This window comes from Mesorhizobium sp. M1D.F.Ca.ET.043.01.1.1 (assembly GCF_003952385.1).
In the GTDB taxonomy this organism is placed as follows: Bacteria; Pseudomonadota; Alphaproteobacteria; order Rhizobiales; family Rhizobiaceae; genus Mesorhizobium.
Genome location: NZ_CP034444.1, coordinates 1,892,060 through 1,908,285 on the forward strand (window position 1 = coordinate 1,892,060; position 16,226 = coordinate 1,908,285).

A 16,226-nucleotide genomic window follows, 5' to 3' on the forward strand; every position below is an offset into this window, starting at 1 on the left:
GCTTCGACCTATTTGCGCGATACGACGCGCCGGGCTACGAGTCTCCGATTTTTATCTTTCTATCGTTGGCATGAGCGATTTCAATCTCCTGAAGCCAAGTGACGAGGAGAAGGGCTGTGATTGGCATCAACGAAACTGCAGTCAGGCGAACAATACGCCGCAAGCAACTGCGCGAAATTATCCCGCTGGCCGACTCCACTATTTATGAAATGGAGCAGCGGGGTGAGTTCCCACGGCGCTTCGCTTTGACACCTCGCTGTGTCGTCTGGGATTTGGCCGAGGTTGAAATGTGGCTGAAGCTTCGCCGGACGATTTCCATCCGTCGTTCGCCCCACCCAGATGTAACCTTGAGAAAGACCTCTCCGGTTAAAGTGCGGGATCAGGATCAAAGACCGTCATCGTCGGGGGCATGAGCACGACGGGCCGTTTTCTCCCCTCAACCCATGCTTCGACTATGTCCGACCACTCCTGCATCATGTGGCGGCGCTGGATCTCGTATTCCGCCTTGTTGTAGACACCGCGGGAAGATCGGCCGTCCTCATGAGCCAAGCATTTTTCGATCCAGTCGCTGTTAAACCCTAGTTCGTTCAAAAGAGTGGAGCCCGTGCGCCGAAGGTCGTGCACGGTGAACGGCTCAAGCGGCAGGCCTTCCTTCTTCGCCTGTTCGGCGACCGAATAGGTGACGCGGTTGAAGGTTGCTCGCGACATTGGCGCATCTGCATCGTAGCGCGACGGCAGCACGAAACGTGAGTTCCCCGAGCAGGTCTTGAGTGCAATGAAGATGTCGAGTGATTGGCGTGACAAATAGACATTGTGAGCCTTCGATCGCTTCATCCGTTCCTTGGGGATGGTCCAGACCGCACTTTCGAAGTCAACCTCGTCCCAGGTTGCGTCCTGAAGTTCGCTCTTTCGCACCATCGTGAGCAGGATAAGTCGAAGGCCAAGGCGAATAGTGGGAAGAGTGGCGACCTTCTCCAGCATCTTGAGCATGACGCGGATTTCGGTTGCAGATAGCGAGCGATCTCTCGGAACGAAGTTGGCGATCGATGCCGGACCAACGTCGTCGGCTGGATTCGATACTTTCTCGCCATGGAGAATTGCGAAGCCGTAGATCTGTTTGAGAATGTCGCGGAGGTGGATCGCGGTTGCCGGCGCTCCTCGCTCGACGATCTTGGCACACTGGGCGCGAAGATCGTCCGGCGTAATTTCGGTCAGCAGCCGATTGCGCCAAACCGGCAGAAGCTCGCGCTCGTAAATAGACCGGCGCATTGATCGAGTGCTGTCCGCCATGGGTGCCAGAGTCAGCCACTTGTCGCCAAACTGGCCAAAGCTCTTTGCTTCTTTCAGTCGCCGCTTATCCCGTTGCTTCTCGATGGCAGGAGAGCGGCCCTCCCTGACAGCTCGACGGGCATCGAGGCATTTCTCGCGCGCCTGTAGGAGAGAGATTCCGTCGCGGCCGTATTTGCCAAGATAGACGGTCTCGCGACGACCGTTAAGTCTATAGTCCAAGCGAAAAGAGATAGCGCCACTCGGCATCACGCGGACATACATCCCGTCGCGGTCGGCCACCTTGTAGATTTTCTCCTTTGGTTTCAATGCCTTGAGGGCGGCATCCGTCAGCATCCCGACTGCCTTTCCAAAAGTACCGTCATCAGGTTTTGAGGGTCAAGTGGCGGAAATTACCTTTGATTTTCAGACGTTTAGCCTGACGAAAGTACCGTCATGAGCCCGCTATGACGTGACGGTACTGGCAAAAAATCATCGTGGCAATACGGTGGAGGTCCGGCAACCGGTACGGCAGTACCGAACGATGCGCACCGATAGCCAGCGAAAGCTGCCGGCAGAAATTATTTTTAATTTCAGGGAGTTAGGTCGAACTCTGGCGTAAATTCGGCGACGTTCGGCTAGGCCTGAATCATTCCCACTCAATTGTTCCAGGCGGCTTGGACGTCACGTCGTAGACGACGCGGTTGATGCCTTTCACTTCGTTGATGATACGGGTGGCGGCAGCGCCGAGGAACGCCATGTCGTAGTGGTAGAAATCGGCCGTCATGCCGTCGACGGAGGTCACGGCGCGCAGCGCGCAGACGAATTCGTAGGTGCGACCGTCGCCCATCACGCCGACGGTCTGCACCGGCAGAAGCACGGCGAAGGCCTGCCAGATGGCGTCGTAGAGGCCGGCCTTGCGGATCTCGTCGAGATAGATGGCGTCAGCCTCGCGCAGGATCTCCAGCTTCTCGCGGGTGATGCCGCCCGGGCAGCGGATGGCAAGGCCGGGACCCGGGAACGGATGGCGGCCGATGAAGCTCTCGGGCAGGCCGAGCTCCTTGCCCAGCGCCCTCACCTCGTCCTTGAACAGTTCGCGCAGCGGCTCGACCAGCTTCATGTTCATGCGCTCGGGCAGGCCGCCGACATTGTGGTGCGACTTGATCGTCACCGAAGGCCCGCCGGAGAAGGAGACGCTCTCGATGACGTCGGGATAGAGCGTGCCCTGCGCCAGGAAATCGGCGCCGCCGAGTTTCTTCGCCTCTTCCTCGAACACCTCGATGAACAGCCGGCCGATGGTCTTGCGCTTCTTCTCCGGATCGCTTTCGCCTTCGAGCGCCGTGATGAAGCGATCGGAGGCGTCGACCAGGATCAGCGGCAGGTTGTAGTGCTGGCGGAACATCTCCACCACACCTTTCGCCTCGTCCTTGCGCATCAGGCCGTGGTCGACCAGGATGCAGGTCAGCTGGTCGCCGACCGCCTCATGGATGAGGAGCGCCGCGACCGAGGAATCGACGCCCCCCGACAGCGCGCAAATCACCTTGCCCGTGCCGACCTGCTTGCGGATCGCCTCGACCGCCTGCTCGCGATAGGCTGCCATGGTCCAGCCCGTGGCGAGACCGGCGATATGGTGGACGAAGTTGCTCAGCAGCTTCGCGCCATCCGGGGTATGGACGACCTCGGGGTGGAACTGAACCGCGTAGAACTTGCGCGCCTCGTCGGCAATGGCGGCGAAGGGCGCGCCGGTGGAGGTGCCGACGATCTTGAACCCGGCGGGAATGGCGGTGACGCGGTCGCCATGGCTCATCCAGACCTGGTGCCGCGTTCCCCTGGCCCAGACGCCGTCGAACAGCGCGCAATCGTCCTCGATCTCCAGGAAGGCCCGGCCGAACTCGCGGTGATGGCCGGCCTCGACCTTGCCGCCGAGCTGGGCGCACATCGTCTGCTCGCCATAGCAGATGCCGAGCACCGGAATACCGGCGGAAAAGACTTCGTCGGGCGCGCGCGGCGAACCGATGTCGACAGTCGAGTGCGGGCTGCCCGAAAGGATGACGGCCTTCGGCCGGATGCGGCGGAAGCCCTCGGCTGCGGACTGGAACGGAACGATCTCGCAATAGACCCCGGCTTCGCGCACGCGCCGCGCAATCAGCTGCGTGACCTGGCTGCCGAAGTCGATGATGAGAACGGTGTCGGGATGTGTCGTCATGGCGAGCCTTTAAAGAAAGAACCGATTCGGCGCAATGGTGGCGCGCTGCGGCTTTCGGTCCATTCAAGGCCTTTAAAGCATGTCTGCCGAAAGTGGCTCCGGTTTCGGAACAAAGACATGCTTGAAATCAAAGGCATGAAGCAGGTCGCGCGTATCTTTTTCACGCAGCCTGTTTTAGGTAAGGCGGATCGCGCCGGACGCAATCGCCTGCTCCAGCAGCCCTATTGCCGCGGCCAGCTTCTCGTCGATGACGTGAAGATATTCGGTCCAGTCGCCGACATGCCTCAGATCGGCGGCGCCGTCGGAAATGCCGCGCAGGCCGATCAGCGGCACACCGAACAGCTGGCAGGCGCGCAGGCAGGCAAAGGTCTCCATGTCGACCATGTCGGCATCGATCGCGTCATAGCCGGCACCGGTGACGATCGCGCCGCCGGTCGACAGCGCAGCGCTCCTGATGCCGGGGATGACGAAGGGCAGCGGCTGCGTCGCCGGCAGGTCGAGGAACGGCGTGGCGCCTTTCTCGAAACCCAGCGGCGAGGCGTCGATGTCGCGATAGCTCACCGACGCGGCCTGGTAGATTTCGGTCTGCTCGAGCGTGCGGCTTCCCGCGGAGCCCAGCGAGACGACGAGATCCGGCAGCGCGCCCTCGGCTTTCAGCGTCGCGAGCTCCGCGCCCAGCCGCACGGCGGCCTCGACCGGACCGACGCCGGTCATCAGCGGCGTGAAGAGTTTCTTCAGATGCGGTCCGTATTCGGCCTCGGCCGCCATGACGAAGAGAACGGATTTTTCTGCTATCCGCGCAACGGTTGCCATGGATCACCCCTCGATGCCGTCGCGGCCGACAACCGTCATCATGGTGCCGGTCATGGTGGCGATCAGCTTGGCCTCGCCGTCGGCGGCGAAGGCGTAGGCCTGGCCGTCGGCAACAATGATGGTGCGCCCGGGCTTGGTCACCGAACCGCGGAACAGGAAACGCTCGCCCCTGCCCGGCGCGAGCAGGTTGACCTTGAATTCGATGGTCAGAACGCTGGAATTCTGCGGCAGCAGCGAGAACGCGGCATAGCCGCAGGCGGAGTCCAGCGCGGTCGAGATGACGCCGGCATGCAGGAAGCCGTGCTGCTGGGTGAGTGACGGCGCGTAAGGCATCTCGATCTCGATGATGCCGGGGGTGACCAGCGTCAGCTCCGCGCCGATGGTGGCCATCGCCTTCTGGCGGGCAAAGGAAGTCCTGACGCGATCCTCATAGTCGGGAGCGGGTACGATCTTGGCTGCCATGGCCTTCGCCTCACGTTTTGCTGGCGAAGCTTATTGCAGAGGCGGGCAGGACAGGCAATCTCTTATGTTGCAGCGCAGCAAAACGCCGGCTGCCCTCAGGCCACCTTGCGCAAGGCGTGGAAGTAGAATCCATCGGTGCCGCTGAGCGCCGGCGACAGCGAGATGCCGCCGGCGTCGGCGATGCGGGCTTGGCCTTCATGGCCGGGGAAATGGCTGTCCCAGAGCCGGCGATGGTCGACCGGCTCAAAGTTGCCATGGCGCTCGCGGAAAGCCGCGACCTGCTCGCCGTTTTCGCCATCGAACACCGAGCAGGTTATGTAGACGAGCAGTCCGCCCGGCTTCACGAACGCCTGCGCCGTGTCGAGGATCGCCTGCTGCTCGCCCTTGCGGGCATCGAGCTGTCTGTCGGTCAGCCGCCATTTGGCGTCGGGCCGCCGCCGCCAGGTGCCGCTGCCGGTGCAGGGCGCGTCGATCAGCACGATGTCCATATGCGCGGTGAGCGGCGCGAGCTCGGCGGGCTTGCTGACGACCTGGATGTTGCGGCCGTGCGCGCGGCGGATGCGCTCGAAGATCGGCGCCAGCCGCACCTTCTCCGCGTCATGAGCGAAGACCTGGCCGCGATTGTCCATCTCGGCCGAGAGCGCCAGCGTCTTGCCGCCGGCGCCGGCGCAATAGTCGAGCACCTGCATGCCAGGCTCGGCGCCGGCAAGCGCTGCGGCAAGCTGCGAGCCCTCGTCCTGAACCTCGAACCAGCCTTTCTGGAAGGCGGGCTCGGCCTGTACGTTCGGATGCCTGCCGTCGCCGTCGATCGGCGGGATGCGGACGCCGTGCGGCGCGATTGCCGCAGGTGCCGCACCCGTGCCCTGGAGTTCGGCCAGCACCTTGCCGCGGTCGGACAGCAAGGCATTGACCCTGAGGTCCAGCGGCGGACGCATCGCAAGAGCCGCCCCCTCCTCGACCCAGGCCTCGCCATAGGCCCGATCGAAGAGCGGCGCGCACCAGTCCGGAACATCGGCCCGCACGGCATCCGGCGCATCGGCAAGCCTGCGGCCGGCTGCCGCCTTTAGTTCGGCGGCGCTGAGCAGCGGCGGCGCGAACTTGTCGCCGTCGAGCGCATCGTTCAGCGACTGCGCCGTCTGGCCCCATTCGAGCAGCAGCGCGCCGAAGCCGATGGCGCGCGGCGTGTCCTCGTCGAAGAGCCATCCGGCCGAGCGCTTGCGGCGCAACGCGTCGTAGACGATGTTGCCGATCGCCGCGCGGTCGCCGCCGCCGGCAAAGCGGTGCGACAGGCCCCAGTCGCGCAGGGCGTCGGCCACGGGCCGGTGGCGCCTGCCGATATCTTCCAGAACTTCGATGGCCGCCGCCAGCCTTCCGCCCAGTCGCATTCTCGCTTCCGTCAACCGTTGCTTCGAGCCCTGCTCTTAGAGCCTTTCCTGCTCCGATTGAAACATTTCTGTTGCGGCGGGGCCAAAAGCGACCCGTCCATGGCCATCCCCTGGACAACAGACGGAACGCTTTTCGAAACAGTCGACCGCCAGCGGAACCAAGAACAAATCGACCGGAACATGAAAGTTCTCTAATGTTTTGACTGGAGCCTACAAGCAAGCGGTGTGGCTTAACCACTCAGCTTTGCAAGTTTTCCGCGTGGGAATACTCTCTCGCCTGTGATTCGCGGCGCGGAAAACGCGGTTTGACGGATCCCTATGAGGAGAGGGCAATGAAGACTTATCTGGCAGAAGTTCTAGGCACGTTTTTGTTGGTGTTCATCGGCACGGCCTCCGTGGTCACGGGTGGCTTCGGCGGCGCGCTGCCGCTCGGCCAGGAGGGCATCGGCCTGGCGTTCGGCATCGGCCTGATCGCGGCGGCCTATGCGATCGGCCCGATCTCGGGCGCACATCTCAATCCGGCGGTGACGCTCGGCGTGTTCCTTGCGGGACGGATGCCGGCCAAGGATGTCGTCCCTTACTGGATCGCGCAGATCATCGGCGCCATCATCGCTTCGCTGGCGCTGTGGATCATCGTCACCGGCCAGGCCGGCGGCCACACCGGCGGCTTCGGCGCCAATGGCTGGGACGAGGCGAAATGGGGCATGAGCTCCGCCTTCCTGTGGGAGCTGATCGGCACCTTCACCTTCGTCACCGTCATCCTCGGCGTCACAAACGCCAAGCATACGACGGCCTTTGCCGGCCTGGTCATCGGCCTGACGCTGGCAGGGATCCACTTCGCCATGATCCCGGTCACCGGCACCTCGGTCAACCCGGCGCGCTCGATCGGCCCGGCACTGTTTTCGGGCGGCGCGGCGCTCGGCCAGCTTTGGCTTTTCATTGTCGCGCCGCTGATCGGCGGAGCGATCGCCGGCGTCGTCGCCAAGGCAGGCATCTTCGAAAAAGACTGATCCTCGAAGCTCTGAATCAAAAAGGCGCGGGCATGAACCCGCGCCTTTTTACTTGGGAGGATGAGCCCTTGCTTCGAGCGGTTCACCGTTTCGCGGAAATGGCGAACCGCGCTCTTTGTTTTAACGCAATTCCGGACGGAAAACCGCTTCACACTTTTCCTGGAATTGCTTTGTTTTAACGCAATTCCGGACGGAAAACCGCTTCACACTTTTCCTGGAATTGCTTTGTTTTTAACGCAATTCCGGACGGAAAACCGCTTCACACTTTTCCAGGAATTGCTTTGGCGGCGATCTCGAAGCGATCGAGGTTCATCACCTTGGTCCAGGCCTTGACGAAGTCCTTGACGAACTTCGCCTTGGCGTCGGCCGAGCCGTAGACCTCGGCCAGCGCGCGCAGCTGCGAGTGCGAGCCGAAGATCAGATCGGCGCGCGTGCCGGTCCACTTGACCTGCCTGGTCTTGCGGTCGCGCGCCTCGTAGACCTCTTCCGAGCCCGGCTCGGAGCCTGCAGCCGGATCCCAGACGGTCGCCATCGAGAGCAGGTTGACGAAGAAGTCGTTGGTCAGCGTGCCAGGCTTGTCGGTCAACACGCCGTGCCTGGAGCCGGCGGCGTTGGCGCCGAGCACGCGCAGGCCGCCGACCAGCGCCGTCAGTTCCGGCGCCGTCAGCGTCAGGAGCTGCGCCCGATCGACCAGCATCGCTTCGACCGACATCGGCTGCTTGCCCCTGCTGTAGTTGCGGAAGCCGTCGGCCCTTGGCTCGAGCGCCGCGAAGGATTCGACATCGGTCTGCTCCTGCGAAGCGTCCATGCGGCCGGGCGTGAACGGCACCTTCACCTCATTGCCGCCGTCCCTGGCTGCCTTCTCGACCGCGGCGACGCCGCCGAGCACGATCAGGTCGGCCAGCGAGACCTTCTTGTCGCCCGTCTGCGCCGCGTTGAACTCCTTCTGGATGGCCTCAAGCTTCGCCAGCACCTTGGCGAGCTGTGCCGGCTGGTTGACGTCCCAGTCCTTTTGCGGGGCAAGGCGGATGCGGCCGCCATTGGCGCCGCCGCGCTTGTCCGAGCCGCGGAAGGTCGAGGCCGAGGCCCAGGCGGTCGAGACCAGCTCGGAGACCGAAAGGCCGGTGGCCAGGATCTTCGCCTTCAGCGCCGCGATGTCGGCTTCGCTCACCAGCTCGTGGTCGATCGCCGGGATCGGATCCTGCCAGATCAGCTCTTCCTTCGGCACGAGCGGGCCGAGGTAGCGGACGACCGGACCCATGTCGCGATGGGTGAGCTTGAACCAGGCGCGGGCGAAGGCGTCGGCGAACTGGTCCGGGTGCTGGTGGAAGCGGCGAGCAATCTTCTCATAGGCCGGGTCGAAGCGCAGCGAGAGATCGGTGGTGAGCATGGCCGGCGCATGGCGCTTCGAGGCATTGTGCGCGTCCGGCACCGTGCCGGCGCCGGCGCCGCCCTTCGGCGTCCACTGATTGGCGCCGGCCGGGCTCTTCGTCAGCTCCCATTCGTAGTTGAACAGGTTGTCGAAGAAATTGTTGCTCCATTTGGTCGGCGTCGTGGTCCAGGTGACCTCGAGGCCGGAGGTGATGGCGTCGCCGGCAATGCCGGTGGCGTATTTGCTCGACCAGCCGAGGCCCTGCGCCTCGATGCCGGCGCCTTCCGGCTCCGCGCCGACAAGCGCTGCATCGCCGGCGCCGTGCGTCTTGCCGAAGGTGTGGCCGCCGGCAATCAGCGCCACGGTTTCCTCGTCGTTCATGGCCATGCGGCGGAAGGTCTCGCGGATGTCGCGCGCCGCGGCGATCGGATCCGGCTTGCCGTTCGGGCCCTCCGGGTTGACGTAGATCAGGCCCATCTGCACGGCGCCGAGATGGCCCTGCAGCTCACGGTCGCCCGAATAGCGCTCGTCGTCCAGCCACTTGGCCTCGGACCCCCAGTTGACGTCCTGCTCCGGCTCCCACACGTCGGCGCGGCCGCCGGCGAAGCCGAAGGTCTTGAAGCCCATCGATTCCAGCGCGACGTTGCCGGCCAGGATCATCAGGTCGGCCCAGGAGATCTGCCGGCCGTATTTCTGCTTGACCGGCCAGAGCAGCCGGCGGGCCTTGTCGAGATTGGCGTTGTCCGGCCAGCTGTTGAGCGGCGCGAAACGCTGCTGACCGGCGCCAGCGCCGCCGCGGCCGTCGCCGATGCGGTACGTGCCGGCGCTGTGCCAGGCCATGCGGATGAAGAGCGGCCCGTAATGGCCGAAGTCGGCCGGCCACCAGTCCTGCGAATCCGTCATCACCTTGTGCAGGTCCTTGACCACCGCGTCGAGGTCGAGACTCGCAAATTCCTTGGCGTAGTCGAAATCCTCGCCCATCGGGTCGGAGAGGTTCGACTGCTGGTGAAGAACGCCGAGATCGAGCAGGTTCGGCCACCAGTCACGGTTGGTCCTGCCGGCCGATCCATGCGCCACGGGGCATTTGCCAGCGCTGTTGTCGTCGGTTTTCGCGTCCATCTCACTCTCCGATTTTTGCCGAGTTTTGAATTGGGTTTCCGGGGCGGCCAGCGGCCGCGCCAATCTGGAACGATTCCAGACTAGGGCCGCTTGGCGATAAAGACAAATTGCCTTTCCTGTTTTTTCCGATAGGATTTCCTTATGATCGGCCTCACCGTCCGGCAGATGCTTTATTTCGACGCGCTGGCGCAGACGCTGCATTTCGGCCGCGCCGCGAAGCTTGCCGGCGTCAGCCAGCCGGCGCTCTCCGCCCAGATCGCGGAAATGGAAGAACGACTGAACTGCCTCCTGTTCGAACGCGGCGGCAAGGCCGTGCGGATGACCGACGAGGCGCAGGCGCTGCAGCCGCGCATCGAGCGCATCCTCGCCGACATACGTGACGTCGAGACGACTGCCCGTCGCGGCCGCCCTGCGATGGAAGGCCGCTTCCGGCTGGGCATCATCCCGACGGTTGCGCCCTATCTGCTGCCGCGTGTCCTGCCGGAACTGAAAAAGCATTTCCCTGCCCTGCAGCTCGAGCTGCGCGAAGCGGTGACCGCATCGCTGGTCGAGGACAATGTCTCGGGCCGGCTCGACGCTTTCATCGCCGCGCTGCCGCTCGACCATCCTGGGCTCGCCACCGAGGAGCTTTTCCCGGATCGCTTCTTCCTTGCCGTCCCCGCCGGCGATCCGGCCTTCGCCTCACCGCCCGTGCCGCCGGAAAGCCCGGCGCTGGAGCGGCTGATGCTGCTCGAGGAAGGCCATTGCCTGCGCGAGCAGGCATTGGCCGTCTGCGGCAATGTGCGACCGGTGGCGATGGCAAGCTACGGCGCCACAAGCCTCACGACGTTGCTGCAAATGGTGGCGCATGGGCTGGGGGTGACGCTGGTGCCGGAAATGGCGGCAAGCGCCGCCGGCATCATGCCTGACTTGAGGATCGTGCCATTCCAGGAGCCGATGCCGCAGCGCATGATCTGCCTCGCCTGGCGGCGCAACAAGGTGCGCCAGGACGAATGCGTGGAACTGGCGAAGATCATACGAGGGCTGGATCAGGCCGTGCTCGCAGGTTGAAACGTCCTTCTACGCCTCTCCATCCCCGCGTGATGCCGGCCTGCGACGATGTTTCAGGGCACGAATATCAAAAATACATACGTAAAAAACACCACAACATGGACCATCCCCGTCAGGAACGTCGTTCTTTCGGTGCTGAAGCTGACGCTGCATATGAATAGCGCCAGGACCAAAAGCACCGCGTCAGCCGCCGGAAGCCCTAAGGTCAATCCCCTGCCCGTCAGCAGGCTGGCGGCCGCGACCGCCGGTATTGTCAAACCGATCGTGGCGCAAGCCGAACCCATCGCAACGTTCAAGCTGCGCTGCAGCTCGTTGTTGAGCGAAGCGCGAACCGCCGAAAGGGCCTCCGGCATCAAAACCAGCCCCGCGATCAACGCTCCGACAATGCTGTCGGCCTGGGCCACCTGGTAGGCGACGAGTGTGTCCTCGACACTTGCGGCGACCTGCTCGGCGAGCATGACAATTCCGATCAGCCCGGCTGCCAGCAGAAGAGCGCTGACGGAAATGCTTGCGTGAGGGGCCGAGTGCATCGAAACGTCGTGTGCCTCTCCTTGCACGAAGTCCTCCCGGTGCCGGACGGTCTGGGCGAACACGAAACTTGCATAGAGCAGCACCGAAAGGACGCTTACAAAACCAAGCTGGGCTGCCGAAAACGTGCCGGGATCCGTGGTTTGTGTGTAGGTCGGCAGAATAAGCGTCATGACGGTCAACGCGATCAGGACAGCCAGATACGCGCTGGTCCCTTGTCGAAGAATTGCCTGCTTGCGATGGAGCCAGCCGCCAAGCGTGAGACAGATGCCGACAACGCCGGTGGAGGTAATCATCACCGTCGAGAAAACGGACTCACGCGCCAATGTCGGGTTGTTCTCTCCATGCAGCATCATGGAGACGATGATCGAGACTTCGATCGCCGTCACGGCAAAGGTCAGCACCAATGTCCCGTACGGCTCCCCGACGCGCCGGGCCACCGCCTCGGCGTGATCGAGCACCACGAAAATGGTGGTGAACATAATCGCGCTCGACAGCGCTCCAACGAGGATCTTGGCGTTCAGCGAACCTTCGTCCACCGAAAAGCCGCTGGCCCTGACCGCGACAGCCATCGCCAGCGCGGCCACTGGCATCGTGTAGGAAATCGCCGACCGTCCGAAACCAGTCATTCAAGCCCCCAAACGCCACGCGCGTTTCCGCCAACTTAGCGGAAAAAGCGCGTCGGGAGCACTCTCACGGCATCATTGCCTGCCAAGCGCACGATTCAAAACACGATTGAGGACTGGGCACCATTTTCGGCATCGAATGTCTCAATGGCCTTGCGAACCGCCCCACAGAATCTTCCCAGAAGTTCCGGCTCGCTCCCCAGTCGACGGCGCAGCGAAAAGGGCACTTCCAGCTGGGCTCCTTTGCCCGTCAATCCTCGGTTGACGATGTTCGAATCCTGGATACCTGGAAAGGGATGGTTATCCTTTTTGGTCTGGAAGTCGGCTTCCTGGAGACGCCAGGCTATCTCCAAAACCAACGCGGCGTCCTTGCCGCCCAGGTAGACTGTCGAGGGATCGTTCCGATCCTGGCGACCGTGGATAGCGACGACGGTGGACTTCGTCCGCAACAGTTCCAGCGCGGTTGCCTCGTCAAAGTTCCTGGACGTTATGTGCAGCTCCCGGTTGCTTTCCGGCATGAGCCCTTCAAAGCAATACATATCGAGATCGCGCCCTGCTATCGTCTCGGTGATCAGAGAGGTGCGGGGCTCGATCTTGCCGCCGTGCGGGGCCATGACGATCGCACTGCCGGTTCGCGCTCCGCGCCGGACGACTATGCGATAATCTATGTTTTCGATTTTGGCGGCTTTCAGCGCCGCGAAATTTGGAAACTCGTTGTCCATAAATCCCGTTTCACGCCGTCTTCTGTGCCACCAGCCCCAATTCCTCGACCATGGCCTTGCGCATCAGAAACTTCTGCGGCTTGCCGGTGACCGTCATCGGCAACTCGGTGCGGAAGCGGATGTAGCGCGGGATCTTGTAGTGCGCGATCTGGCCGGCGCAGAAGGCCTTGATCTCCTGCTCCGTGGCGATCTGGTTGGGCTTCAGCACGATCCAGGCGCAGAGCTCCTCGCCATATTTGTCGTCGGGGACGCCGAACACCTGCACTTCCTTGATCTTCGGATGGCGATAGAGGAACTCTTCCACCTCGCGCGGATAGACGTTCTCGCCGCCGCGGATGACCATGTCCTTCACCCGGCCGACAATGTTGCAGTAGCCCTCGGCGTCTATTGTCGCGAGGTCGCCGGTATGCATCCAGCCGTCGGCGTCGATCGCCTCGCGCGTCTTCTCGGCGTCGTCCCAGTAACCCTTCATCACCGAATAGCCGCGCGTGCAGAGCTCGCCAGGCTCCCCGACAGCGACCGTGGCGCCGTCGGCGCCGATCGCCTTGACCTCGACATGGGGATGGATGCGACCGACGGTGGAGACGCGCTTTTCGAGCGGATCGTCGACGCTGCTCTGGAACGAGACCGGGCTGGTCTCGGTCATACCGTAGGCGATCGTCACTTGGCTCATATGCATCAGCGACACCACCTTCTTCATCACCTCGATCGGACATGGCGAGCCGGCCATGATGCCCGTGCGCAGGCTGGAAAGGTCGAAGGTCGAAAAATCCGCATGATCGAGCATGGCGACGAACATGGTCGGCACGCCGTAGAGGCCGGTACAACGTTCCTGCGCGACCGCCTTCAGCGTCGCGCCGGCATCGAAACCTTCGCCCGGGAAGACCATCGTCGCGCCCTTGGTGACGCAGCCAATCGTGCCCATCGACATGCCGAAGCAATGATAGAGCGGCACCGGAATGCAAAGCCGATCGTCGACGGTGAGTTTTATCGCCGAGGTGACGAAATTGCCGTTGTTGACGATGTTCAAATGGGTCAGCGTCGCGCCCTTCGGCGCGCCGGTCGTTCCGCTCGTAAACTGGATGTTGATGGCCTCATTCGGCTTCAGGCTCTCGGAGATGCGGTCGAGGCTGTCATGCTCGTCGCGCCCGGCCATGGCGAGCACGTCGCCGAAGTTGAACATGCCGGGCGAATTGTCGTCGCCCATGCGGATGACGATCTCCAGCGCCGGCAGCTTCTTCGCCTTGAGCTTGCCGGGCTCGGCGGTGGCGATCTCCGGCGCCAGCGCCTCGATCATGCCGAGATAGTCGGAGGTCTTGAACTGGACCGCCGTCACCAGCGCTCGGCAAGCGACTTTGTTCAGCGCATATTCGAGCTCGGTCAGCCGGTAGGCCGGGTTGATGTTGACCAGGATGAGGCCGATGCGGGCGGTGGCGAACTGCGTCACCAGCCATTCCCAGCGATTGGGCGACCAGATGCCGACGCGGTCGCCCTTCTCCAATCCGAGCGCCAGGAAGCCGGCGGCCAGAGCGTCGACGGCGTCCGACAGCTCGCTCCAGGTGAAGCGCTTGTCCTGGCCGACGAAGACGGCGGCGTCGAGCGTGGCGTATTTGCTCACCGTGTCGGAAAACAGCTCCGGAATGGTCTTGTCGAGCAAGGGGAGCGAGCGGTCGCCCGAGACATGCGCCCTGCCGTCCACCGGAGCAATGAAGCTATTCTGCGCTTTGCGCAGATTGGTGGCGTTCATGAGCTCGTCGAGTTTGATCGCCATCGCCGTTTCCTCCCGGAATAAGCCAGCCTATCAGCCTGCCGGGATGGTGGAAACCCGCCGAAGGTATGGGGGGTCAAGCGACCAGCGCGGCCATCTTCGCGGCGATATCGCGCAACAGAGCCTCATCGGCCGCGTCACGCTGGTTCTTCGAAGCGACGAGACAGGCCTGCGACTTCAGGATCACGCCGTCGCCCAGCACCTTGAGGTGGTTGGCGCGCAGCGTCGATCCGGTCGTGGTGATGTCGACGATGACGTCAGCCAAACCGGCCGCCGGCGCGCCTTCGGTGGCGCCGAGGCTCTCGACGATGCGGTAGACCTGGATGCCGTGCTTGAGCGAGAAGAACTGCTGCGTCAGCCGCCAGTATTTGGTGGCGATGCGCAACCGCCTGCCGTGACGCTGGCGGAAATCGGCGGCGACGTCGTCGAGATCGGCCATGGTGTCGACGTCGAGCCAGATGTCGGGCACCGCGACCACGACATCGGCATGGCCGAAGCCGAGGCGGGCGACGATCTCGGCGCGCGCTTCGCAGTCGGCGAGGTTCTCGCGCAGCAGGTCCTCGCCGGTGATGCCGAGATCGACCGTGCCCTGGCCGATCTCGCCGGCGATTTCGGACGCGGAGAGGAAAGCCACCTCGACATTGTCGAGGCCATCGATGCGGGCGCGGTATTTGCGGTCGTCCTCAGGCAGGGTGACCGCCAGTCCGGCCCTGGCCAGCACTTCCAGCGACTGCTCCTTGAGACGGCCCTTCGACGGGATCGCCAGCGTGATCATTTCGCGCCCTCCCGCAAAGCCTCGATGCGGTCGAGCCAGACCGAGAAGCCGACGCCGGGGATCGGCTTCCTGGCGCCCAGCAGCGTCAGCAGCCGGTCGTAGCGGCCGCCGCCGACCAGCGGCCGGTCGCCATCGGCAGCCGCGATCTCGAAGACCAGACCGGTGTAGTAGTCGAGCGGACGGCCAAAGGCGGCGTCGTAGCGGATTTCCGCCATCGGCAGGCCATGCGCCTCGATCGCCTTGGCGCGGCCGGCGAAATTCTCCAGCGCAGCGCCGAGCGACAGGCCGGCATCGGAAGCGAATTTTTCCAGCGCTTCCGTGGCGTCGCCTAGTGCGACATCGATCGCGAGAAAGCCCTTCAGCGCCGAGAAGGCCTCGTCGGACAGCCGCACGCTGCGAAGCTGCGCTTTCTCGATCAGCCGCCGCGCGATGTCGGCAGGCGCGCGGCCGGTCGATGCCGACAGGCTGGCCTGCTCCATGCCGGCGGCGATATGCGCGGCAAGGCCTTCCGCGTCGCCGTCGAGCACCAGCATGGCGACCGGACCCGAGAGCTGGCTGTTGCGCGGCGGGTTGGCAAGATCGGCAAGCGCTGCCTCCAGCATCGTCGCGGAGCCGAAGGCGCGCGCAAGCCGCATGCGCCAGCCGCGCGGCAGGCCAAGCGCGGCCAGCACCGCCTCGAACACAGTCTGGTCGCCGAGCGTGACGGCGAGCGGCTGTCCGGGCAGCACCAGCGAGAGCAGCGCGTGCGCATCGGCCAGCGAGCGGGCATCGGCCGCCGCCGTGTCGCGATCGCCGAGATCCTCGATGCCGGCCTGGAAGAACTCGTTGCCGCCTTCGCGGCGTTGGCGAAACACTTCGCCGAGATAGGAATAACGGCGCGGCGTGCCGGCCTGGCTGGCGATGTGGTCGAGGCAGACCGGAATGGTGAATTCGGGCCTGAGGCACAGCGTCTTGCCAGTCTCGCTTTCGGTGAGGAAGATGCGGCGGCGCAGGTCTTCGCCCGCCATGTCGAGGAACGGATCGGCCGGCTGCAGCACCGCGACCTCGACCGCGTGCGTGTCGCGCGCGGCGAAGAGTTTTGCGATGTCGGCGGCGATGGCGGGGTAGCGGGAGATCATGCGGCA

General features: G+C 63.7%; 14 protein-coding genes. 3 read left to right on the forward strand and 11 right to left on the reverse strand.

All coding sequences use genetic code 11. The features are described from left to right. Positions 1-116 precede the first annotated feature (116 nt). Positions 117-413: an AlpA family phage regulatory protein gene (locus tag EJ067_RS09510; RefSeq protein ID WP_126085696.1), complete on the forward strand. Its 297-nt coding sequence runs from the start codon at positions 117-119 to the stop codon at positions 411-413. Here the strand turns inward: EJ067_RS09510 and EJ067_RS09515 are convergent. From EJ067_RS09515 to EJ067_RS09535, 5 genes are all read right to left on the reverse strand, one after another. Then, positions 367-1,623 (reverse strand): site-specific integrase, encoded by a 1,257-nt coding sequence (locus tag EJ067_RS09515; RefSeq protein WP_126085697.1) that lies wholly within the window; start codon positions 1,621-1,623, stop codon positions 367-369. The two genes, EJ067_RS09510 and EJ067_RS09515, sit on opposite strands and share 47 nt — an antisense overlap. Before the next feature lie 292 nt (positions 1,624-1,915). Further along, the gene (guaA, locus tag EJ067_RS09520) at positions 1,916-3,472 is read right to left on the reverse strand and encodes a glutamine-hydrolyzing GMP synthase (protein ID WP_126085698.1); all 1,557 of its coding nucleotides are present in this window, start codon (positions 3,470-3,472) and stop codon (positions 1,916-1,918) included. Positions 3,473-3,646: 174 nt separating this feature from the next. Beyond that, on the reverse strand, positions 3,647-4,285 hold the full coding sequence (locus EJ067_RS09525) for a 5'-methylthioadenosine/S-adenosylhomocysteine nucleosidase (protein ID WP_126085699.1): 639 nt from the start codon (positions 4,283-4,285) through the stop codon (positions 3,647-3,649). Between the two features lie 3 nt (positions 4,286-4,288). Next, positions 4,289-4,747, reverse strand: a complete 459-nt coding sequence (locus EJ067_RS09530; protein WP_126085700.1) for a PaaI family thioesterase — start codon at positions 4,745-4,747, stop codon at positions 4,289-4,291. A 95-nt stretch (positions 4,748-4,842) separates the two neighbouring features. Beyond that, positions 4,843-6,132, reverse strand: a complete 1,290-nt coding sequence (locus EJ067_RS09535) for an RsmB/NOP family class I SAM-dependent RNA methyltransferase (protein ID WP_126085701.1) — start codon at positions 6,130-6,132, stop codon at positions 4,843-4,845. A gap of 332 nt (positions 6,133-6,464) precedes the next feature. Between EJ067_RS09535 and EJ067_RS09540 the strand changes: the two genes are divergently transcribed. After that, positions 6,465-7,142 (forward strand): MIP family channel protein, encoded by a 678-nt coding sequence (locus EJ067_RS09540; RefSeq protein ID WP_126085702.1) that lies wholly within the window; start codon positions 6,465-6,467, stop codon positions 7,140-7,142. A 259-nt stretch (positions 7,143-7,401) separates the two neighbouring features. On the opposite strand, the gene katG is transcribed toward EJ067_RS09540, so the two are convergent. Then, positions 7,402-9,633 (reverse strand): catalase/peroxidase HPI, encoded by a 2,232-nt coding sequence (katG, locus tag EJ067_RS09545; protein ID WP_126085703.1) that lies wholly within the window; start codon positions 9,631-9,633, stop codon positions 7,402-7,404. Positions 9,634-9,774: 141 nt separating this feature from the next. Here katG and EJ067_RS09550 point away from each other — a divergent pair, with 141 nt between their 5' ends. After that, the gene (locus EJ067_RS09550) at positions 9,775-10,683 is read left to right on the forward strand and encodes a hydrogen peroxide-inducible genes activator (RefSeq protein ID WP_126085704.1); all 909 of its coding nucleotides are present in this window, start codon (positions 9,775-9,777) and stop codon (positions 10,681-10,683) included. 53 nt (positions 10,684-10,736) lie between these two features. Here the strand turns inward: EJ067_RS09550 and EJ067_RS09555 are convergent, their stop codons facing one another. The 5 genes from EJ067_RS09555 to EJ067_RS09575 all read right to left on the reverse strand — a co-directional run bounded on the left by EJ067_RS09555 (position 10,737) and on the right by EJ067_RS09575 (position 16,220). After that, positions 10,737-11,840, reverse strand: a complete 1,104-nt coding sequence (locus tag EJ067_RS09555; RefSeq protein WP_126085705.1) for a calcium:proton antiporter — start codon at positions 11,838-11,840, stop codon at positions 10,737-10,739. Between the two features lie 95 nt (positions 11,841-11,935). Further along, entirely contained in the window at positions 11,936-12,559 is a 624-nt protein-coding gene (locus EJ067_RS09560; RefSeq protein WP_126085706.1) for a poly-gamma-glutamate hydrolase family protein, read from the reverse strand. 10 nt (positions 12,560-12,569) lie between these two features. Further along, a complete protein-coding gene (locus EJ067_RS09565; RefSeq protein WP_126085707.1) occupies positions 12,570-14,330 on the reverse strand; it encodes an AMP-binding protein in 1,761 nt (586 codons plus the stop codon). 73 nt (positions 14,331-14,403) lie between these two features. Further along, complete coding sequence (gene hisG / locus EJ067_RS09570; RefSeq protein ID WP_126085708.1) at positions 14,404-15,102, reverse strand: ATP phosphoribosyltransferase; 699 nt, start codon at positions 15,100-15,102, stop codon at positions 14,404-14,406. After that, entirely contained in the window at positions 15,099-16,220 is a 1,122-nt protein-coding gene (locus EJ067_RS09575) for an ATP phosphoribosyltransferase regulatory subunit (protein WP_126085709.1), read from the reverse strand. The genes hisG and EJ067_RS09575 overlap by 4 nt, the downstream gene beginning before the upstream one ends. Positions 16,221-16,226 lie beyond the last annotated feature (6 nt).